13 protein-coding genes and 4 pseudogenes are annotated in these 20,062 nt (G+C 70.0%); 9 read left to right on the forward strand and 8 right to left on the reverse strand.

Features of this window, described 5'->3' with window-relative positions; all coding sequences use genetic code 11:
* The 3 genes and pseudogenes from ACYVMZ_RS36245 to ACYVMZ_RS36255 all read right to left on the reverse strand — a co-directional run bounded on the left by ACYVMZ_RS36245 (position 1) and on the right by ACYVMZ_RS36255 (position 8,176).
* The gene (locus ACYVMZ_RS36245; protein ID WP_461087143.1) at positions 1-228 is read right to left on the reverse strand and encodes an MbtH family protein; all 228 of its coding nucleotides are present in this window, start codon (positions 226-228) and stop codon (positions 1-3) included.
* Positions 228-6,068 carry an amino acid adenylation domain-containing protein gene (locus ACYVMZ_RS36250; protein WP_461087144.1) on the reverse strand — a complete coding sequence of 1,947 codons (5,841 nt, stop codon included), beginning with the start codon at positions 6,066-6,068 and terminating at the stop codon, positions 228-230. The genes ACYVMZ_RS36245 and ACYVMZ_RS36250 overlap by 1 nt, the downstream gene beginning before the upstream one ends.
* A gap of 831 nt (positions 6,069-6,899) precedes the next feature.
* Positions 6,900-8,176: pseudogene (locus ACYVMZ_RS36255) on the reverse strand (MFS transporter).
* 56 nt (positions 8,177-8,232) lie between these two features.
* Here ACYVMZ_RS36255 and ACYVMZ_RS36260 point away from each other — a divergent pair.
* The 3 genes and pseudogenes from ACYVMZ_RS36260 to ACYVMZ_RS36270 all read left to right on the forward strand — a co-directional run.
* Positions 8,233-9,242, forward strand: a pseudogene (locus ACYVMZ_RS36260) (ArsR/SmtB family transcription factor).
* A gap of 345 nt (positions 9,243-9,587) precedes the next feature.
* Positions 9,588-9,728 (forward strand): hypothetical protein, encoded by a 141-nt coding sequence (locus ACYVMZ_RS36265; protein ID WP_461087145.1) that lies wholly within the window; start codon positions 9,588-9,590, stop codon positions 9,726-9,728.
* A gap of 115 nt (positions 9,729-9,843) precedes the next feature.
* Positions 9,844-10,178 (forward strand): annotated as a pseudogene (locus tag ACYVMZ_RS36270) (IS110 family transposase); the annotation flags it as partial.
* Between the two features lie 354 nt (positions 10,179-10,532).
* Here ACYVMZ_RS36270 and ACYVMZ_RS36275 read toward each other — a convergent pair.
* Positions 10,533-11,831 carry an MDR family MFS transporter gene (locus ACYVMZ_RS36275; protein WP_461087146.1) on the reverse strand — a complete coding sequence of 433 codons (1,299 nt, stop codon included), beginning with the start codon at positions 11,829-11,831 and terminating at the stop codon, positions 10,533-10,535.
* A gap of 174 nt (positions 11,832-12,005) precedes the next feature.
* Complete coding sequence (locus ACYVMZ_RS36280) at positions 12,006-13,334, reverse strand: MFS transporter (protein ID WP_461087147.1); 1,329 nt, start codon at positions 13,332-13,334, stop codon at positions 12,006-12,008.
* Positions 13,335-13,506: 172 nt separating this feature from the next.
* On the opposite strand from ACYVMZ_RS36280, the gene ACYVMZ_RS36285 reads away from it, so the two are divergent.
* Entirely contained in the window at positions 13,507-14,085 is a 579-nt protein-coding gene (locus ACYVMZ_RS36285; protein ID WP_461087148.1) for a TetR/AcrR family transcriptional regulator, read from the forward strand.
* A gap of 225 nt (positions 14,086-14,310) precedes the next feature.
* Here ACYVMZ_RS36285 and ACYVMZ_RS36290 read toward each other — a convergent pair whose 3' ends face one another.
* Positions 14,311-14,796, reverse strand: coding sequence for an aspartate carbamoyltransferase (locus ACYVMZ_RS36290; RefSeq protein ID WP_461087149.1), 486 nt, complete (start codon positions 14,794-14,796; stop codon positions 14,311-14,313).
* A gap of 34 nt (positions 14,797-14,830) precedes the next feature.
* Entirely contained in the window at positions 14,831-15,274 is a 444-nt protein-coding gene (locus tag ACYVMZ_RS36295) for a MarR family winged helix-turn-helix transcriptional regulator (RefSeq protein WP_289928403.1), read from the reverse strand.
* Between the two features lie 267 nt (positions 15,275-15,541).
* Here ACYVMZ_RS36295 and ACYVMZ_RS36300 point away from each other — a divergent pair.
* From ACYVMZ_RS36300 to ACYVMZ_RS36310, 3 genes and pseudogenes are all read left to right on the forward strand, one after another.
* Positions 15,542-15,652 (forward strand): annotated as a pseudogene (locus ACYVMZ_RS36300) (sulfite exporter TauE/SafE family protein); the annotation flags it as partial.
* Between the two features lie 216 nt (positions 15,653-15,868).
* The gene (locus ACYVMZ_RS36305; RefSeq protein ID WP_461087163.1) at positions 15,869-16,690 is read left to right on the forward strand and encodes a transposase; all 822 of its coding nucleotides are present in this window, start codon (positions 15,869-15,871) and stop codon (positions 16,688-16,690) included.
* Positions 16,691-16,890: 200 nt separating this feature from the next.
* Positions 16,891-17,532 carry a permease prefix domain 1-containing protein gene (locus ACYVMZ_RS36310; protein WP_461087150.1) on the forward strand — a complete coding sequence of 214 codons (642 nt, stop codon included), beginning with the start codon at positions 16,891-16,893 and terminating at the stop codon, positions 17,530-17,532.
* A 78-nt stretch (positions 17,533-17,610) separates the two neighbouring features.
* On the opposite strand, the gene ACYVMZ_RS36315 is transcribed toward ACYVMZ_RS36310, so the two are convergent.
* Positions 17,611-17,931, reverse strand: a complete 321-nt coding sequence (locus ACYVMZ_RS36315; RefSeq protein ID WP_461087151.1) for a PadR family transcriptional regulator — start codon at positions 17,929-17,931, stop codon at positions 17,611-17,613.
* A gap of 106 nt (positions 17,932-18,037) precedes the next feature.
* On the opposite strand from ACYVMZ_RS36315, the gene ACYVMZ_RS36320 reads away from it, so the two are divergent.
* Both ACYVMZ_RS36320 and ACYVMZ_RS36325 read left to right on the forward strand, forming a co-directional pair.
* Positions 18,038-18,451 (forward strand): hypothetical protein, encoded by a 414-nt coding sequence (locus tag ACYVMZ_RS36320; protein WP_461087152.1) that lies wholly within the window; start codon positions 18,038-18,040, stop codon positions 18,449-18,451.
* Positions 18,448-19,962 carry a multicopper oxidase family protein gene (locus tag ACYVMZ_RS36325; protein WP_461087153.1) on the forward strand — a complete coding sequence of 505 codons (1,515 nt, stop codon included), beginning with the start codon at positions 18,448-18,450 and terminating at the stop codon, positions 19,960-19,962. Before ACYVMZ_RS36320 ends, ACYVMZ_RS36325 begins: the two co-directional genes overlap by 4 nt.
* Positions 19,963-20,062 lie beyond the last annotated feature (100 nt).

Genomic DNA, 20,062 nt, shown 5'->3' on the forward strand with positions numbered 1-20,062 from the left:
TCACCCACCCGTGCCCTGGTCCGGGCGTCCGCAGGCCACGAGGCCGGCCGGGCGCAGGTCGGTCCAGTGCTCCTCCACATACGCCACGCATTCCGGGCGGGGCCGGTCCGCGAGGACCATGTCCCAGCCCGGCGGGACCTCGGCGAAGGACGGCCAGAGGGAGTACTGGCCTTCCGCGTTGCGCAGGACCCGGTACAGCGCGTCCGGATCGTCGAAGGGGTTCGTCATCAGTCGTCTCCGTTCGCGGGGGCCGTACCGGCTCCCTGGGGGGATACCGGCCGCTCGAGGGCAGCGGAGAGATGACGGCCGATCTCCGCGAGCGGGGCCGGGTGGTTCATGTTCGTGTGGGTGGTCTCGATCGGGTGCCACATCACCTCGCCGTCCACGAACTCCTTCCAGACGTCGGGCGTGGGAGCTCCCTCGGTGCGGCCTTGTGTCGCCATGAAGAACAGCACGTCGCCCGTGATCCGCTTCGGCTCGTACGCGCCCACGATGTGCCGGTTGTGCGCCATCGCCGTCAGCAGGGCGACCAACTGCGCTTCCTGAAGGCTGGCGAGGGCTCCCGTGTCGTTCTGCAGGATCTCCACCGCCTTGGCGATCTCGGGCGAGCCCTCCTGCGGGATGGCCTGCGGCCGGGACGGGTCCAGCAGCGCCGCCAGCATCTCCCGGTCGTCCAGGCGGTAGTGGTTGGGCACGCCCGGATAGCAGTCGAGCATGGTCAGCAGCGCCACCTCATGGCCCTGCCGCTGGAGCTGTGCGGTCATCTCGAAGGCGACGATGCCGCCGAACGACCAGCCGAGCAGGTGGTAGGGGCCGGCGGGCTGGATGGCCCGGATCCGCTCGGCATAGTCGGCGGCCATCTCCTCCACCGTGGCGGGCATGTCGTCCGGGTGGAGCAGGCCCCGTGCCTGGATGCCGTAGACCGGGACATCGCCGGGGATGTGCTTCAGGAAGCCCGCGTAGCTCCAGCTGAGACCGCCGCCGGGGTGGATGCAGAAGAGTGGGGGCCGCGTGCCGACCGTCCGCAGCGGCAGTTCGATCTCCAGGGCGCTGTCCCCGTTGCCGATGCCGGCGTGTTCGGCCAGCCCGGCCACGGTGGGCGCCTCGAACAGGGTGCGCATGCCGATCCGCAGACCGAGGGTGTCACGCACCCGGCTGATCAGCCGGGCCGCCAGCAGTGAGTGCCCGCCGAGCTGGAAGAAGTCGTCGTCGATGCCGACCGAGGGCAGTCCGAGCACCTCGGCGAACAGTTCGGACAGCACTTCCTCACGCGGTGACCTGGGCCGCCGGGTGCTGACATGGTCGGTGAGGTCGGGCGCCGGCAACAGGTCGCGGTTGAGCTTGCCGTTGCCCCGCAGCGGGAGGGTCTCCAGGCTCACGAACGCGGCCGGCACCATGTGTTCGGGTACCCGCGCGCAGAGGTGGTCGCGCAGCTCGGCGGGACCGGGGCCGTCCGGCGATCCGGGCACCACGTAGGCGACGAGCCGCTTGTCGCCGGGCCGGTCCTCGCGTACGACGACCGCCGCGCGCGCGATCCCGGGATGTTCGGTCAGGACCGTCTCGATCTCGCCCGGTTCGATGCGGAAACCGCGCACCTTGACCTGGTCGTCGGCCCGGCCCGCGAACTCCAGGGTGCCGTCCCGTCGCCAGCGCGCCAGGTCCCCGCTTCGGTACATCCGCTCGCCGGGCGCTCCGAACGGGTTGGCGACGAACCGCGCGGCGGTCAGCCCGGGCTGCCCCAGATACCCGCGCCCGACGCCGGCGCCGGCCAGGTACAGCTCGCCCGTGACGCCCACGGGTACCGGGTTGAGCCACTGGTCGAGGACGTGGACGCGGGTGTTGGCCAGCGGCTGTCCCACGGGGATGACACCGTCCAGGTCCTCCGGGCGCACCCGGTGGACGACGCTCATCATCGTGGTCTCGGTGGGGCCGAGCTGGTTGACCAACTCGCAGCCCCAGCGGTCCAGCAGCTCACGCGCCTCGCCCGGGCGCAGCGTCTCCCCGGCGGTGCCGACCAGCCGCAGCGAGGAGAAGTCGGCCGGGTCGGCCCCGTACACGATGATCGACTCCAGCAGCGAGGGCACGACGCAGAGGATGACGGTGGGACGGCTGTCGCGGATGGCGCCGATGACGACACCGGGGTCCCGGCTGCCCTCCTCCGGCAGCAGGGCGACGGACGCGCCCACCGCCAGCGGCCCGAAGATCTCGCGCACCGGAGGCTCGAAGGCCAGGGAGGTGATCTGCAGGCTGATGTCCTGGGCGGTCAGACGGAACCGCCGTGCCATGTCGAGCAGCCGGTTCACCACACCGCCGTGCTCGATCAACACGCACTTGGGCTTGCCGGTGGAACCGGAGGTGTAGATGGCGTACGCCAGATCCCTTCCGCCGGTGTCGCGGTCGGGCCGTAGGACCGGGGCGGCGTGGAGCCGTGCGTCGGAGTCGACCCGGACCACCTCGGTGCCGGCCGGGGCGATGCCGTCGGCGAGGTCGCCCCGGCTGACCAGGAGGGCGGCCCCGCTGTCTGCGGCCATGTACCGCAGCCGTTCCCCGGGCAGCTCCGGGTCCAGGGGCACGTACGCGCCGCCCGCCTTCCACACGCCGAGCATGGCGGCCACGGCCTCCGGGCCGCGCGGCAGGCAGATCCCGGCGACCGTGCCCGGGCCCACGCCCAGGGCGCGCAGCAGGTGGGCATACTGGTTGGCGCGTTCGTCGAGCCGCCGGTACGTCCACCGGACATCCTGCTGTATCAGGGCCGTCGCGTCGGGGGTGCGGTCCGTCTGCTCCTCGACGAGGTCCGCCACGGTCTTCCGGCGTGGGAAGGGCGCGTCCGTGTCGTTGCGGTCCACCACCAGCAGCCGGTGTTCGGCCGGATCGAGGACCGCGAGGCAGCCGAGCCGTGAGTCGGGCCGCGCCACCACGTCCCGCAGCAGCCGGACCAGGCACGCGGCGACGTGCTCGGCGGTCTCCCGGTCGAAGAGGTCGCGGCTGTACTCCAGGTCGCCCAGAATGCGCTGCGGCGCGTGGGGCGCCCCGCCTCCGGTGTCGAACTTGAACGACAGGTCGAACTTGGCGGTGCCGGTGGTCACCGGCTGGGACGAGACCTCCAGTCCGGGCAGGGCGAAGTCGTCCGGGATGCCGTTCTGGGCCGCGAACATGACCTGGAAGAGCGGGTGACGGGCGGCTGAGCGGGGCGGGTTCAGCACCTCGACCAGCCGCTCGAAGGGCAGGTCCTGGTGGTCGTAGGCGGCGAGACTGCCCGTTCGTACCCGGCGCAGCAGCTCCGCGAAACTCGGGTTGCCGGAGGTGTCGGTGCGCGTCACCACCGTGTTGACGAAGAAGCCCACGAGATGGTGCAGCGCCTGATCGCCGCGGCCCGCGACGGCGTTGCCGATCGGGAGGTCGGTGCCCGCTCCCAGACGGGTCAGCAGCGCGGCCACCGCCGCCTGGAGGACCATGTGGACCGTACAACCGCTGCGCCGGGCCAGGGCGAACAGATCGGCGCTCAGCGTCTCGTCGAGGTCGACGGGAACCATGTCGCCGAGGAAGCCGGGATCGGCCGGGCGGGGACGGTCGGCCGGCAGCGCCAGCTCCTCCGGGGCGTCCTCCAGCGCCGCCCGCCAGTACGCGAGCTGCCTGGCCGCCAGGGTCCCGGGCCGGTCGTCGCCCTCCAGCAGACGCCGCTGCCACAGGGCGTAGTCGGCGTACTGGACGGGCAGGGGCGGCCACGCGGGCGCCGTGCCGGACAGCCGGGCCGTGTACGCCTCCGTCAGGTCCCGCATGAGCGGCTCGAGCGACCAGCCGTCACCGGCGATGTGGTGCAGCACCAGGAGCAGCACGCTCCGTTCGGCGCCGGTCTCGAAGAGCGTGGCACGCAGCGGCAGATCGGCCGCCAGATCGAAGCTCCGCCGCGCTTCCTCGGTGAGCAGTCCGTCCACCTGGCCGGGGGCGGCACGGCGGACGACCAGTCGCAGAGCGGCGTCCGCCGGGTCCAGGATCCTCTGGTACGGGGTGCCCTCCCGGTCGACGTACAGCGTCCGCAGGATCTCGTGCCGCCGCACCACGTCCCGCAGGGCCGCTTCGAGAGCCGCCACGTCGACGCGGCCGTTCAGGCGCAGGGCGTAGGGGATGTGATAGGCCGGGTTCTTGCCGTGCACCTGCTGCAGGATCCACAGCCGCTGCTGGGCGAAGGACAGCGGGACGTCACCGGACCGGTCCGTCGGGGTGAGGGCAGGCCGTGCGGAGTCCGGTCCCGTCTCCAGTCTGCGGGCGAGGGCCGCCGGGGTACGGGTGTCGAACAGGTCCTTGAGGGCGACCTCCACGCCCAGCAGGGCCCGGATCCGGTTGACCACGCGGATGGCTGTCAGCGAGTGACCGCCGAGCGCGAAGAAGTCGTCGTCGGGGGCCAGCCTGTCGCGGTCCAGCACTTGGGCGAACAGCTCGCAGATCAGCTCCTGGCGCAGGGAGCCGGAGAACGCGCCGCCCGGTGAGGGGGGAGCGTCGGCGGGGACGCCGGACAGGGACAGCCCTTGTGCGCCGAGCGCGTCCCGGTCCAGCTTCCCGTTGGCGGTGAGGGGCAGGGCTTCCAGGGTCCGCAGGGCGGCGGGCACCATGTAGTCCGGCAACCGCTCCAGCAGGTGGGCGCGCAGGCCGGGTTCGTCCAGGGGGACCGACGGATCGGGTATGACGTAGGCGACGAGGGTCGGCGTGCCGTCGGCGTCCTCCCGGGCGGCAGCGGCCTGCCGGACGGCGGGATGAGCCATCAACGCCGCCTCGACCTCGCCCAGTTCGACACGGAAGCCCCGAATCTTGACCTGTTCGTCGGCCCGGCCCAGATACTCGATGTCGCCATCGGGCAGTCGGCGCCCCAGGTCTCCGGAGCGGTAGCCGCGCACCGGGCGGCCGTCCGCGCCGGTGACCGTGACGAAGCGCTGGGCCGTCAGTTCCGGACGGCCCAGATAGCCCCTGGCGACGCCGGGACCGGTCACCACGATCTCGCCCGGCTGCCCGTGGGGGACGGGTGTCAGGTCGTCGTCGGTGATGAGCACACCGAGATCGGGCAACGGGCGGCCGATCAGGCTGCCGCCGCGGTCGAGGTCCTCGCGCAGCACGCGCCGGTATGTGGCATGCACGGTGATCTCGGTGATGCCGTACATGTTGACGAGCGCAGGAGTCCGGTCCCCGTACTTGTCCAACCACGGCGCGAGGTCGGTGAAACGCAGCGCCTCTCCGCCGAACACCACCCACTTCAGGGGCAGCCGCTCGTCGTGGCGGGCCTCCTCGGCGACCAACTGGGCGAACGCGGTGGGGGTCTGGCTCAGGACGGTCACCCTCTCCTCGGCCAGCAGCCGGCGGAACGCGGCCGGGTCCCGGGCGGTGTCGCCCGGAACGACCACGATCCGGCCGCCGTGCAGGAGGGCTCCCCACATCTCCCATACGGAGAAGTCGAAGGCGAACGAGTGGAAGAGGGACCACACGTCCTCGTGGCCGAAACCGAACAGGGCCTGGCTGCTGTGGAAGAGCCGCAGGACGTTGTGGTGGGTGACCTCGACACCCTTGGGACGGCCCGTGGTTCCGGACGTGAAGATGACGTAGGCACGGCTCGAGGGCGCGATGCCCGGTGCCGTGTACGTCCAGTCACCGGGATCGTCGGGGACGTCGTCCACGTACACCACGGGCACGCCTGTGGGGACTCGGCCGGACAGCGAGCGTGAGGCCAGGACGAGGGGCGGAGCCGCGTCTTCGAGGATCGCCTGTGTTCTGGCGCGGGGGGAGGCGGGATCGAGGGGGACATAGAAATTGCCGGTCTTCAGGACGGCGAGTGCGGCAGCCACCATGTCGGTGGAACGATTCATCATGAGGGCAATACCCTGATCGCCCGCCCACACGTGTAGCAGAATTCTCTTGACCAGCGAGTTCGCCCGCACGTCCAGTTGACGGTAGCTGAGGCTTTCTTCGCCGCAGCGTACTGCTTCCCTGTCGGGATACTTCTCCACCGTTGCCGAAAATGCCTCAAGGAGGTTTTCCGAGAAGGATGAAGACCTTCCGGAAAGGGCGTCTGGTATCGGCATCTATCCCCCGTACCCTCGCTTCACGCTTGAAAGGGCGGCGCGGATTCTGCATATGCAGACCGTGCACACACGAGGACGCTAGCCATCATCGGGGGAATGATCAACCACCCATCTCTGTATGACTGAAACAGATACATCGCCAGGGATACGGGATGACACGTTCCCGCAGCTGGAAGGGTTGCGGGCCGCCCTTCGGCAGCCCCGGAGCGTGGCTTGAACCGAGGCGTTTCTCCTCTGATACCTCGGGTACGGATAGAGATATTTCGACCCTGCCGGGCCGCGGAGAAGGGGCATTCCGGCGAGGAGTGCAAAGCTCATGGCAGCGCGATGGGCCGTCATACTCTTCCCCGTGTCCACAGGGCCCGCCGACGTTACGGCGGCCGGAGGTCGAGTCCGGTCTTGGTGACGATGCCGTCGGTGAGAGCGGGTCGGTGCCGCATCCGCTTGAGACGGCTTTTCACCAAGACGGTGAGCTGGTCGAGTCTGCGTTTGGCGAGGTGAGCCATAAGGAAGCAACTGCCTCCGGACGCCGGTTCTGGCCTGCCGGGCGGTGCAGCGCGCCGGTCGCCGACGCTCGTACGCTGCGCCCTCCGCGGTGACGAGGGAAAGGTGGGGCTATGTGGGCGCCTGGCCCTTGGCTCGGCAGGGCAGATCAGCTGAGTCTTGCTGCCGTGCCGCACCGTGAGCCTCTGGCACCGTACACAGGGGCCGATCTGCACGTCGGCCGAAACGGACTGATGCGTCACCGGGCCGGTGTGACTGAGCGCTTGAGTTGGCCTGTTGAGCGTCGTGGTTGGCCCACGGGGCCCGATCGAGCAGGTGAGTGCCGGTTCACGCATCGGTGGCGGATGCCGCTGATGCCCGGCGGGGTGGCGTGGTGGCTACTGGAAGCTCTCGCAGCGTACGGACGGGGGAGCAGAAGACTGGGAGGAAGGCGCCGGCCAGGCAGATCGCGCCCACCCAGACTGCCGCGCGGAGGCCTGCCGCCTGGCCGACAAGGCCACCGAGGGCGGAGCCGATGGCCAGGGCGCCGGTGAGCAGGAATCGGAAGGTGGCATTCATGCGGCCGAGCAGCGGATCAGGGGTCAAGTGCTGGCGCAAGGTGACGCCGAGGACGTTGTCGATGCCCGTCTTGGTCATGGACGCGAGCCACCCGGCACCGGCCACCCACAGCCACGGCCCCTCGCCGATCAGCGCGACAGCGAGTGCGGCGGGTGCGAACCAGAGCCCGGCCAACCCCAGGGTGCGGCCGTGGCCGAGGCGGGCGGCGAGGTGGTGGGCGAGGCCGGCGCCGAGCAGGATGCCCAGGCCGCCGGCAGCCCAGTACGTCCCGAGCGCCCCGGCGGACAGGTGCAGTTCGCGGATGAACAGCACTGGCAGTATGGCATTGATCATTTGTGCGCCGAGGTTGGTGAGGGTCGCGGTGAGCGCCAGCGCGCGTAGCTCGCGGCTGCCCAGGACGTGGTGCAGCCCATCCGCTATCTCGGCCCGCAGCCGTCGCCGGTCGGCCGGTAGCACGGCAGGAGCGTGTCGTCGGCCGATGCCCGTGAGGCCGGTGGCGGAGGCCAGGTAAGCGACGGCCCCGCCGAGGATCGCGAGGGGAGCCGTGAAGAGCTGGACGAAGAAGCCGCCGGCCCCGCGGCCGGCGATGTTGGCGCCGGCCATCAGGCTCACGAGGGCGGCGTTCGCCGGCACCAGGCGCTCGCGGCCGACCAGTTCGGGCAGGACGCTCTGCGAGCCGACGTCGAAGAACACCGTGGCGCAGCCGTTCAGCAGCACCACCGCGTACAGCTGCGGCAGTGACAGCACGCCCAGGCGACGGGGATCGAGGCGAACAGCGCGGCGCGGGCGGCGTCGGCGGCGACCAGCACCCAGCGGCCGGGCAGGCGGTCCACCCAGGCGCCCGCGGGCAGGCCGATGAGGAGGAAGGCGGCGGTGGACAGCGCGGCCAGCGCACCGGCCTGGCCGGGGCCGGCGCCGAGGGTGGTGACGGCCAGTAGCGGGATCGCCACATAGTCGACATTGCTGCCGAGGTGGCTGAGGGCGCCCGCGGCGAAGAGCACGCGGAAGTTGCGCAGCCGCCACGGGGAATGGGGCGCTTCGGTCATGGCCGGTACCGTGCGCGACCGCCAACCGCTCCACCTAGTGATTTGTCCTCAGCTAAATGATCGAGATCGAACTCGGCGTGGAGGACGTGGCCCGTACCCGCTTCGCGATCTCCCCGCTGTGGGAGGTGGTGGCCAGCGTCCGGGTGCTCAAGGGCGCGGACGAACACGGCCTGCATCGCACCTGGGCCGAACAGGTGCGCCCGAGGCTGGCGGCGGCGGACCTCGACCTGGGGCCACTGTTCGACCTCGTTCCGGTGTCGACGCGCTCGCCCTGGGCCGGCCGCATTCCGGGGTTCATCTGCCCGCCGCCCACGACGCCGCTGCCGTCACTGGATGTTGAGCTGGCCACGGTCGGGCCACCCCGCCGGCGCTCCTGCCCACGACGGCCGAGGTGCCGCCTGCGCGGATGGCGGCGCTGCGCGCCGACCCGGCAGCCGAGCTGGGGCGACTGGCCGACGTGTTGGAGGCGTATTGGGAGCTGGCTCTGGCGCCGTACTGGTCGCGGATCCTCACGCTGCTGGAGGGCGACATCCGCTACCGCGCCGGCCGCCTGGTCGAAGGCGGCGCCCAGCACCTGTTCGCAGACCTTGACCCACGGGTCACCTGGGCCGGAGGCACTCTGCACCTGAAGCACCGCACCGTGCGCGGAGGGCGCCGGCTCGACGGCCGGGGCCTGCTGCTGGTGCCGTCCGCCTTCGTGTGGCCGCGTGTGTTCTCCGTGCTCAACGAGCCATGGCAGCCCTCGCTGCGCTATCCGCCACGCGCCGTCGGCATGCTATGGCAGACACGGCCCGCGACCGTGTCCGATGCCCTGGCGGGGGTGCTGGGCCGCTCCCGTGCAACCCTCCTGACTGAGCTGACCGCTCCCGCCTCGACGACCGACCTCGCCCGCCGCACCGGGCTGACTCCCGGCGGCGTCTCCCAGCACCTGACGGCCCTGCGCACCGCTGGTCTGGTCAGCGCCCACCGTGCGGGCAGAGAGGTGCTGTACGCACGCACCCGGGCCGGCGAGGTCGTCGTGGAAGCCGCAGGCTCAGGATCACCGCCGTCCGCCGCCCAAGCGTGAACCACTCACCTGCGCGATCGGGCCCCGTAGGCCAACTACGACGCTCAGCAGGCCAACTGAAGCGCTCCGTCACAGCCGGCGGCTGGTGGAGGAACACTGCGGTGGGCATATCGCATTGCACCAACTTGCCCAGTTCAAAGGCCGTTTGTCCCGATGGCAGGTCGAACGGGGACAGCACAAGGGACTTATCCCCGCTCCGGCCCTGGACTCGGGCCGGTGGTCGGATGAACAGGCCGACGACGTCAAGGCACGCCGCGACCAGATCATCGAGGTGCTCGGCACACCCCCGGCTACGGCGCGAGCCGCGGCGCGCAGGCGCCGGATCTCGCCAGCAAGAAGCCGGAGGTGTGGGCGTGCGACGTCGAACAGCTCGCCGAGCAGGGCCCCCTGGAGCGCGTCGCCGAATTCGAGGGCTACGCGCTGTACGACGAGCGGCAGCTGACCTCCCCACCCCGGAGATGTGCGCGGCGCTCGAACAGATCGTGACCGAGCGGGCCGCGTGGCTTCAGGCCTCGGCCCGTACGGACGAGGCGGCCGGCCGGTGCGGCTGAGGTCGCCGAGTTCGAGAAAGCCGCCAAGGAGCAGGGCATCGCGCCGGGCCGCAATGCCTCGGATCGCCGACCTCTACCCCGGCGAGGCCAACCGATGCCAGGACGCGGCCCTCATCGCGGACGCCGCCCGCACCATGCCGCTCACTCTGCGCTCGCTTGAGCTGACCGACGAGATCACCACCGAGCTGACCATGCTGGTCGGCTTCGACCAGGACCTCGCCGCCGAGGCCACCCGCACCAGCAACCGCATCCGCGGCCTGCTCACCCAGTTCCACCCCAGCCTCGAACGCGTCCTCGGCCCTCGTCTGGACCACCCCTCACCTGGCTCCTCGAGCGCCACGGCTCCCCGCAGGCCCTGCGCAAAGCAGGCCGCCGCAGACTCGTGGCAAGAAGAACCGCGGCAGCCGGGGGATCATCGCCGCCGACGACATTGACTACTTCATCGAACGCGTCAACGCCCACGCCGACGCCTACGGTCTGGAACCCATCCCCACGGCGCACGTCCGCTCGCACATGTTCCGCCGCACGATGTGGGTGATCACCGGCCGTGAACCGGACTCCGAGACGCCCTCGGCCTCCAGCTCAAGCACGCCGCCCGCCGGGCCCTGGCCAACTGCACCACGCAGGGATACGCCCAGATGGACACCACATGGGCCAAGTCGAGAAAGGCCGACGCTCAACGCTCGCCGCTCTGAAGCCCATACCGGCCTGACCGGCGGAACGGCCCGCCTACGCTTCATCACGCCACATCGTCGGCATGCTCCTCCTTCGGCCGCTCCGCGGGGCGCTCCGGCACGGGGCCGGCCAGGCCGGGGATACGTCGGCCGACGAGCAGGTAGATGACCACACTGGCCAGGGCGAACGAGCCGACGCCGAGGAACATGGTGGTGCCGTCGTAGGCCGCGAGCAGGAGACCGCCGGTGTAGGGGCCGATGAAGACGCCGAGTTGGGCGAAGGTCTGCGCGCCGAAGTAGGAGCCGCGGCGGTCCTCGGGCGCGATCCGGTCGAGGATGGCGAACTCCGCTGGATAGATGAGGATCTCGCCGAGGGAGAACACCACCATCGCGGCGACGAAGTGCCAGATGTTGTCCGCGAACGCGAAGCCGGCCATGCCGAGGACGGTCAGCAGACCGCCAGCGACGATGGACGTCACGGGGTTTCGCTTGTCCATGAAGCGGGAGACGGACAACTGCAGGACCACCACGGTCACCGCGTTGGTGGTCAGCACGTAGCCCAGGATCGCGGTGCCGTCGGCGAACCCATCGGAGAGATGCTGCGCGAGCAGCGAGGAGACCCGGCCGTGCACGGCCTCCAGCAGCAGTCCGGCGAGGATGAGGAACAGCAGCCGCGAGTCGGTCGCCACGACCCGCGCGCTCTCCGCGAGCCCTTTGAGAACGCTGCCGGAGAGCTGTGTCTGGCCCTCACCGGTGGCCGTCCGGCCGGGCTTGCCGGCCGGCACCGGCGACGACGAGGTAAGCAGCAGGACTGTGGCCAGGCCGAGCAGGTAGACGGCGTAGCCGAGCGCGCCGACGAGGAATGCCGACCGGTCGCCGGCCAGACCGACCGCCGCGCCCACGACCGGCCCGACGGCGAACCCCATGTTGGTGGTCACGTACTGGTACGAGAACCACTTCACCCGTCGGCCCGGCGGGAGAAGGTCGCTCAGCAGCGCCTTGCCCACAGGCCCGAAGGAGCTGCTGCTCAACGCCATCGTCGCGTTGAGGACGAACACGGCCAGGACGTCGTGGCTGTAGTAGAGGCCCACGAACGAGCTGATCACCCCCACCAGGGAGATCAGCAGCAGCCGGGTCCGGCCGAAGAGGTCGGAGAGCGCCCCTGCGACGAACCCGGCGAAAATCGAGAAGAACACCGACGAGCCGATGATGAAGCCGATCAGGCCCGGCTGGAGCCCGATTTCCTTGTGGAGGAACACGGCCAGGAAGGGCACGGTGACCGAGTTGGCGAGGCTCATGATGCCGGAGCCGACGATCAGCGCCCGGGCGAGTGTGGGTGGCGACGCGGTGGTGGTGTTGGTCATCGCGCTGTCGCGCCCTTTCCGGTGTGGAACGTGCCCGGGTGGGCCGGCCGGTGTCGCCCGGCACCTCGTGCTCGGTGAGGAATCGTGCGTGCCCGTGGGGGCAGCCCGCCCAATGGAGGAAGGCCGTCCCTGTCGTGTGGCCCCGGGCTGTGACACCGCCCGGAAGCCGGCTAATTAGGAGGGGCCTTGGTCGTGCTGCCTCGGGCGGCCGGGGGTCATCCACGCGGCGGCGACGGTGGCGACCGCCGCCGCGACCGCCGCTACGGTGAACCCCTTGGTGAAGCCGTTCAACGTCGTCCCGGTCAGGCTCGCGGCGGCGACGCTGGACACTACGGCGGCGCCGATGGAGGCGCCGAACTCGTGGAAGGTGCTGACGATGCCGGAGGCGATTCCCGCCTCTTGGGGCGCCACCTGGCTCAGTGCGGTCGCCGAGGCGATGACGAACATCGCGCCGGTGCCCGCGGCAGCGACGGCCACACCGGCCACGACACCGGCCGGGTGCATGGACACCGCGGGAACGGCCATGCCGACTGCCGCGGCCGTCAGGCCCGCGACGGCCGGCCCGCGTGCCCCCCACCGCCCGATCGCTCGTCCGGTGAGGTGTGCCCCGAGCATCGTCGCCACTGCCACCGGCAGGAACAGCAGGCCGGTCCGCAACGCGCCGTACCCACGGGCATGCTGGAAGTAGAAGGTGCCCAGGAAGAACACCGCGATCATCAACGCCGTCGCCATCATGATGAGGAACGCGCCCGTCGCCACGGGCCGCCGCACCAGCAGTCGGACGTCCATCAGAGGTGACGCCGCCCGCCGCTGCCACACCACGAACAGCGCATAGCCGACGGCGGCCGCCAGGACGAGCGTGCCCGTGAGCGCGGTGAGCCATCCCCGTTCACCGGCAGCGATGAGCGCATAGATCAACGACGCGGTGGAGGCCGTCACCAGGATCGCGCCGAGGACGTCGAGCCCGGGCCGGCCGGCGAACGCCGTCCGCGCCGGCAGCAGAACGGCGAGCGCCACGGCGATCACCAGGCCAATGGGCACGTTGACGAGGAAGACCCACGGCCACCCGGGACCGGAAGTGAGCAGACCGCCGAGAAGGACGCCGAGGGCGGCGCCGCCACCACCCAGCGCGGACCACACGCCCAGGGCCTTGTTCCGCTCGTCCCCGTCGAACAGGGCCACCACCACCGACAACGCCGCGGGCGACAGCAGCGCCGCTCCGACTCCCTGCGCGACGCGACCGCCTACCAGCATGCCCGCGGAGTCGGCCAGCCCAGTGACCAGCGATGCCGCGGTGAACAGCAGGAGCCCGGCGAGTACGACCCGCTTGGCCCCGATCAGGTCCGTGAGCCGGCCGCCGAGCAGCATCAGCCCGCCGAAGGTGAGCGTATAGGCGCTGACGGTCCAGGTCAGCGCCTCGCGGCTGAGTCCGAGGCCGGTCTCGATGTGTGGCAGGGCGATGGCCACGACGGTGACGTCAAGGATCAGCATGAGCTGCGCCACGCCGAGGAAGCCGAGGATGCGCCACCGCGACGGATGCGGCTCATGAGGTGATCGCTGCCGGACTGCATGCTGGGTTACCAAGATTCCCTCCCCGCCCACAACTCGTACGCTCGTGTACGAGTTCTGTCCTCGACTATAAGCCGTATCTCCGTGTACGAGTTAGGGTTTCGGCATGGTCGCTCCCTCCACCCGCCCCAAACGCCGCGCCGACGCCGAGCGCAACATCGCCCGCATCGTGTCCGCGGCGCGCACGCTCCTGAGCTCCGACCCGAACGCCACCACCGACGACATCGCGCAGGCCGCGGGCGTGGGACGGATGACCCTGTACGGGCACTTCCGCACTCGCGCCGACCTGGTCGAAGCCGCGCTGAAGGACGCGCTGCGCGCCGGAGAGAAAACCTTGGCGGCCGTCGACCTGACCGGAGACGCCCGCGCGGCCATGTCACGCCTGCTGGCGTCGAGCTGGCAGCTCACGGCCGAGTCCGCGGCCCTGCTGGCCGCCGCCGGAGAAGTCCTCCCCACGGGGCGGGTGCGAGAACTGCACGACGAACCCGCCCAGCGCGTGGACCAACTCATCCGCCGCGGCCAGGAACAAGGAGTCTTCCGCACCGACCTGCCCACCGCCTGGCTGGTCAGCGCCGTCCACTACATCCTCGACGGCGCGGCGAAGGAGGTACGCGCCGGACGCCTGGCCGCACGCGACGCCGCCGACGTCGTGACGAAGTCCGTGCAATCAGTGCTGACCGGCTAGGTTCCACCGCAGGGCGATGTCCAGAGGTTCTGGCAGCACACGAAGGCTGGTGATGGAGAAATCGAAGTGCCTGCGGGACGGGGCCGCGATGGCGCCTCCCAAGGCCCAAGGACGACTTGTACGCGGCGATCCGCCGTGACGCACGGACAGGGATGCCGCACTGGGCTTCGAAGACGTGAGCACAAAGCAGGCTGCGGAGCGGCGGGCACGGAGCCCGCCGTCGGTTCAGTGGCCGGACTCGGCGTGAGAGCCGTGGTCGCCGAGCTGGGCTTCGAACCAGTCGTGCAGGGCGTCCGCCAGCGCGGGCTCCCTCGTGGTGTAGGTCAGTGTGGCGCCGTCCGCCCGCTCTTTGAAGCGCACCTCGATACGGTCGTGACCGTCTTGCAGCGCGGCAAGGCCGGGCATGTCCTCGCCGTGGATGCGGGCGGGGTCCCCGAAGTCTCCGCGGCCGAACGCCGTTGCTTCCTTGCGCAGATGGGCGCGTATCAGATCGATCTGTTCCGCGTCACCGGGCCGGTCAGCCACCACATCCTGGGTACCGCCCGCCGCGGTGGGAGTGAAGCGGTGGGTGGTCTGTTCGAGGTCGAAGGGCATCACACTCCGGCCCCGATCGGCCACCACCTTCTGTCGCTCACTCTGCCCCTCGCCCGGATCCTGCTGCGAGCCGCCGGCCGTCAGGGCGACAGCCGTCACTGTGCCGGCGACCGCCATACCTGCGGCCGCCCACAGGGCCCTTCGCCTGGTGCTACTCATCCAGTGCCTCCACCATCACGTCGAGGGCGTGGAGCACGCCCGCTCTCTCATGAGCCGGGATTGATTCAAGGAGCCGGGAGAAGCGCTCCCGTCGTGCCTGAGCGAGATTCTGCGCGGCTTGCCGTCCCGAAGCGGTGAGCCGCAGCACGACACCGCGTCCGTCGTCGGGGGCCGGGGCGCGCTCCACCCAGCCGCGCGAGGAAAGCTGCGTGACCAGCCGGCTCACGGTGCTCTTCTGCAACCGCAGTCGGCGTGTCAGCTCCACCTGCCGGAGCTCGCCCTCCTGCGCCAGCTCGCCCAGAGCGTGCGCCTCGGAGACCGGTACCGGCTGGCCACAAGGGGTTGTTTCCGGCTGGTGCAGCCCGAAGGCGCGAACGAAGCTCCCCAGTGCCTCCTGGAGAACGACCGGGTCATCAGCCCGTTGATCCCTGGACATGGTTCGACCGTACAACCAGAAGGTTCGATAGCACAACCAGGTTCCGGTGGTTGGGCAGAGGCACTGCTCAAGAAGTGATCCGGACAGTGGCAGAGGGACGACCGAAAGCGCCAACGCGACCGGGGCCGCGCATGGGTAGGCGACAGCTGAGCCGCATCAGTCGCACGAGGCACCAACAAGACACCCCACGGGATGGGACCGCAGGCCGCCGAACAGCAGCGTCGGACCGGGACCGATACTGAGCGGACGGCTCAGACGGGGGGGAAGGTGGACTGGTCAACGGGGACGCTTGGGTTCGCCGCGGGCGTGCTGATCGCACTCGTCACCGCACCGGTGGGAGTCTCCGGCGCCGTGTTCCTGCTGCCCGTCCAGCTGAGCGGCCAGGCCGAGCGAGCCCAACAGCTGCTCAACGAAGTTCTACGCCGCTTCCATCTCAAGACTCGGGCCGCCGCCCTCGCACTCGCCTCACCCCGGGCCGTCAGCCGCCCCAGAAAGCCCTCTACCCCCGACCGAACCTCAGCGGGCGGCCCCCGCCGCGTCTAGGGCATTTCTGTTGGCTGGGTGGATCTCGGGGTTCGCCGGGCAACAGCCCGCATGGTGCGGCGACACGAGCTGACAGATGCGCAGTGGCAGCAGATCCTGGCCGAGTTACAGATCGAGGCCGACGCCGCCGAACCCGACGGCCAACCGCCGGGGCCCGCCATCGCCTTCCGCGGGACTTCCCGCAAGAGGGGGCGGTGCGCGTGTGGAAGCCGATGGACGGCAGGCGCTGGGTCGCTCGCGGGGCGGACTGACCAGCAAGACCACTTGCTGTTCGACGACCGGGCCCGTCCGCTGTCCTGGCAGATCTCCCCGGGTCAGCGGGGCGACAGCCCCATGTTCATCCCCGTGCTGGACGGCTTACGGATCCAGCGGCGCGGTCCCGGCCGACCGCGCCGCCGTCCGGACCGCGTCCGTGGCGACAAGGCATACTCCAGCCGCGACAACCGCGCTTACCTGCGGCGGCGGGGGCTCAAAGCGACCATTGCCCAGCCCGATGACCAGCAGGACAACCGCAGGCGCAAGGGCCGGGCCGGCGGGCGGCCACCGGCCTTCGACAAGGCCCAGTACCGCCGCCGCAGCGCCGTCGAGCGATGCGTCAGCAAGTGGAAGCAGTACCGCGCTGTCGCCACGCGGTACGACAAACCCGACTACATCTTCAACGGCACCCTGGCCGTCACCGCGATCGTCATCTGGCTCGAGACATCGTCCAAGAGCCATCAGAAACGACCTAGTGCTGTGACCGGAAAGGTTTGCCGGAAAGCTCGCGGCGTCCGGTGCGGTGCATCGCAAGGCGGAGCATCGCCCGCGTACTGGATGTACTCGGGTGATGCGACAACGCGGCGAGGTGCCGTGCCGGGCGTCGCGAGCCGGTGAACATTTCCGGTCACAGCACTAGACGAACAGAAACCGAGTCGACCGCCCCAGTCCGGTCGTCCCACTCGGGTACAGCCACCGTGACCTGCGCCTGTGCCGCTCGGGGGCCAAGGCCCTGGGGGTGCGAGGCGAAACGCGAGGGCGAGGATCCGGGGCATCCCTGATGCGGTCGCGGCGTCCCCACCGGCACAATGCAGACCATGGCAGATCCACGTCCGGACTACCTCGCGCGCCTCGACGCCGCGCTCGTCGGCCCTAGGCACACCCGCCGCAGCCTGGTGCGCGAGGCGGCGGATCATTTGGATGACGCCACCGAGGCGCTCGTCGCAACCGGTCACGACGAGGAGTCCGCCGCACGCCTGGCGGTCGTCGACTTCGGCTCGGTGCCGGACATCGCGGCATCATTCCAGACGACGCTGGCCGTGGCCGCTTCCCGGCGTACGGCGTGGCTCCTGCTGCTCGTCCTCGGCTACCAACCACTCCTCTGGGACTCCGGTCTCAACCTGGCCTCGAACACCGCCGAGGCCCGATCCGACACATGGTTGTTCCACCTGCTTGACGACACGATCGAGACAGGCAGCTGGATCGTCCTGGCTGGCGCACTGTTCCTCCTCGTGGCCACCGGGATCGGCAACCGATGGTGGTTCAATGGTCGGGCCACAGCAAGGTTCACCGGCGCCTTCGCACTCGCCGCTACGACGTTCGTGCCCCTTACCAGTGTTGCAATGATCGTGACTGCCGACGGTGGTAATGCCGGGCTCTGGATGCTGGCGCTCACCCTGGTGGTGTTGCCGCTCGCCGGCGTCGCGGTATCTGCCCGGCATACCCTGGCGGCCAGCTGATACGTCCGTGAAAGCGCGCCGGACCGTGCTGATGCGATGCGGGGTCGGCATGGCGGAGAGGGACTCCGGCTCTGCGGGCTAGCCCGGGCGGAGCACGGCCTCGACGACACTGGCAAGGCCCCGCCAGGCGTCACGTTCAGCTCGCAAGGCCCTGTGGCCAGCAGGGGTCAAGCTGTACGTCCGGCGCCTGCGTCCACCGACCGTGCTCCACGTGCTGACGAGCAGGCCAGCGGCCTCGAGGCGCCGCAGTGCCGGGTACAGCGTCCCGGTGGCGAGATCGAGCGCGCCGTCGCTACGCGCCGCCAGGGCCTCGGAGATGGCATAACCATGCAGGCCGCCACCCTCCAAGATCGCGAGGATCAGCGCGTCCAGGTGCCCGCGTAGCGCATCCGCCTTCATGGCAGTAGCGTACGGGCTGCTTCATAAGTAGACAAGCTACATGTAGTGTGTTTACCTATCGCCCGCTGAAGCCTAGGCCGGCTCAACGGATGCGAAAGGACGAACAATGGTGACCACAACTCTTTGGCTGCTCCGGGCGACTCTGTTGCTGCACGCCGCCCTGGCGCTCGCGCAACCGGTGTCGGCCGGGAGCTACCTGTCAGGCAATTTCGACATCCTGGCGACGCACGGCAATAGCGGGATCCTGCTGGTGGTGGCCACTGCAGTGTGGGGCGCCGCGGCGCTCGGACACGTCGCGGCCAACCGGGGGGCCGGATGGCCGCTGCTCCTCCTCGTCCCGGTCGTCTTCATGGCCGAGGGGATACAGATCGGCATGGGACACCAGCGCAACCTGGCGGTGCACATCCCCCTGGGAGTGTTCATCGTGCTTACGGCGGTGCTCCTCGCCATCTGGTCCTTCACGTCGTGGGCACGCCCGCAGCGGCGTGTGACGCGAGTTATAACTGGAGAGGAACGATGACGATCTCGCGCCGGAAGTTCCTTGGCCTCGCCGCCGGCGGAGTGGGCGCCGCCGCCACCGGCTGCTCGACATCCACGCCGGCCTCGACCGGCCAGCTCTTGCCCAGCAGCATCGCGCTGCCCCGGCCGTTCACCGTGCCACTGCCGCAGATGCCAGTCCTCCGACCGACAGCGACGGCCCGCGGACGAGACGTGTTCGACCTCGTGCAGCGCCCGGCGACGCTTGAACTACTGCCCGGAGTCCGCACCGACCTGCTGACCTACGGCGGCACCTTTCCCGGGCCGCTGCTGGAGACGCGAAGCGGCCGGCCGGCAGTGGTGCGGCACCGCAACGCACTCGACGTACCGGTTTCGGTGCACCTGCACGGGGGCCACACGCCCAGCACGAGCGACGGCTACCCCACCGACCTGGTGCACCCCGGCGAAAGCCGCGACTACGCCTACCCAATGCGGCAGCGGGCGGCAATGCTCTGGTACCACGACCACCGCATGGACTTCACCGGCGAGCAGGTGTACCGCGGCCTTCTCGGGGTGCACCTGGTGCGCGACGATGAGGAGGACGCTCTGCCGCTGCCCCGCGGTGATCGCGAGGTGGTGCTCGCGATCGTGGACCGTTCCTTCGACGAGCACGGTGAGCTCCACTACCCGTCATCTGGCGCGGGCGAGCATGCCCACCATCACGCTGACTCCCCGGGTGTTGACGACGCCCACATCGAGGGGGTGCTCGGCGACGTGATGCTTGTGAACGGGGTTGCTTGGCCGGTGCTGGAGGTGGACGCCGCACGTTACCGGCTGCGGTTACTCAACGGCTGCAGTTCTCGTCGCCTCGACCTGGTGCTCGACCCACCGCCTGCTGCCGGCGCGGTTTTCACGCAGGTCGGCTCCGACGGTGGACTGCTCACCACGCCGATAGCACACGAGCATCTGGTGATGGCCCAGGCGGAACGGTTCGACGTCCTCGCGGACTTCTCGACGTATCCCGTCGGCACACATGTCACGCTGCGCAACCGGTTCGGCTCCGGCCCGATGGGCGCCGTGATGCGGTTCGTGGTCGCACGGCGCGCCAGCGACGACAGCGCACCAGCGGATCGACTGCCCGATCGACTGTCGGAAATCGAGCCCCTCGACACCACCGGCGCCCGGGTACGCGAGTGGTCCTTCACCCGTGGCGAGGTACACGGCAGGTCGGGCTGGGTAATCAACGGTGAGCCCTTCGACCCGGAGGTGATGGCAACCACGGTGCCACTCGGCAAGACGGAAATCTGGCGCTTCCGCACTGACCTGCACCATCCCGTGCACGTGCACCTGGACCCGTTCCAGGTCGTCGGGCGTGGGACGTCCCGGGGCCCAGGACCGTTCGACCACGGCTGGAAGGACACCGTCGACGTCCGGCCTGCCGAGCACGTCGACGTCGCAGTGCGGTTCACCGACTACACGGGCCGCTACCTCATCCACTGCCACAACCTCGAACATGAGGACCTGATGATGATGGCTGCGTTCGCCACCACCTGACCTTCACCGCGGGTGGCAGACAGAGGCGAGGACGCCCGGACCTGCTTTCGATGCGTCAGAGCAGCCGGAGACGAGACATCAGGCCGGAGCGCTCGCATGA

The sequence above is a fragment of the Streptomyces deserti genome, assembly GCF_054782695.1.

Bases quoted from the DNA above. Each gene is read 5' to 3' on its own strand.
- ACYVMZ_RS36245 (WP_461087143.1), bottom strand. From the start codon at position 228: ATGACGAACCCCTTCGACGATCCGGACGCGCTGTACCGGGTCCTGCGC.
- ACYVMZ_RS36250 (WP_461087144.1), bottom strand. From the start codon at position 6,068: ATGCCGATACCAGACGCCCTTTCCGGAAGGTCTTCATCCTTCTCGGAA.
- ACYVMZ_RS36275 (WP_461087146.1), bottom strand. From the start codon at position 11,831: ATGACCAACACCACCACCGCGTCGCCACCCACACTCGCCCGGGCGCTG.
- ACYVMZ_RS36285 (WP_461087148.1), top strand. From the start codon at position 13,507: ATGGTCGCTCCCTCCACCCGCCCCAAACGCCGCGCCGACGCCGAGCGC.
- ACYVMZ_RS36290 (WP_461087149.1), bottom strand. From the start codon at position 14,796: ATGGCGGTCGCCGGCACAGTGACGGCTGTCGCCCTGACGGCCGGCGGC.
- ACYVMZ_RS36295 (WP_289928403.1), bottom strand. From the start codon at position 15,274: ATGTCCAGGGATCAACGGGCTGATGACCCGGTCGTTCTCCAGGAGGCA.
- ACYVMZ_RS36305 (WP_461087163.1), top strand. From the start codon at position 15,869: ATGGTGCGGCGACACGAGCTGACAGATGCGCAGTGGCAGCAGATCCTG.
- ACYVMZ_RS36310 (WP_461087150.1), top strand. From the start codon at position 16,891: ATGGCAGATCCACGTCCGGACTACCTCGCGCGCCTCGACGCCGCGCTC.
- ACYVMZ_RS36315 (WP_461087151.1), bottom strand. From the start codon at position 17,931: ATGAAGGCGGATGCGCTACGCGGGCACCTGGACGCGCTGATCCTCGCG.
- ACYVMZ_RS36320 (WP_461087152.1), top strand. From the start codon at position 18,038: ATGGTGACCACAACTCTTTGGCTGCTCCGGGCGACTCTGTTGCTGCAC.
- ACYVMZ_RS36325 (WP_461087153.1), top strand. From the start codon at position 18,448: ATGACGATCTCGCGCCGGAAGTTCCTTGGCCTCGCCGCCGGCGGAGTG.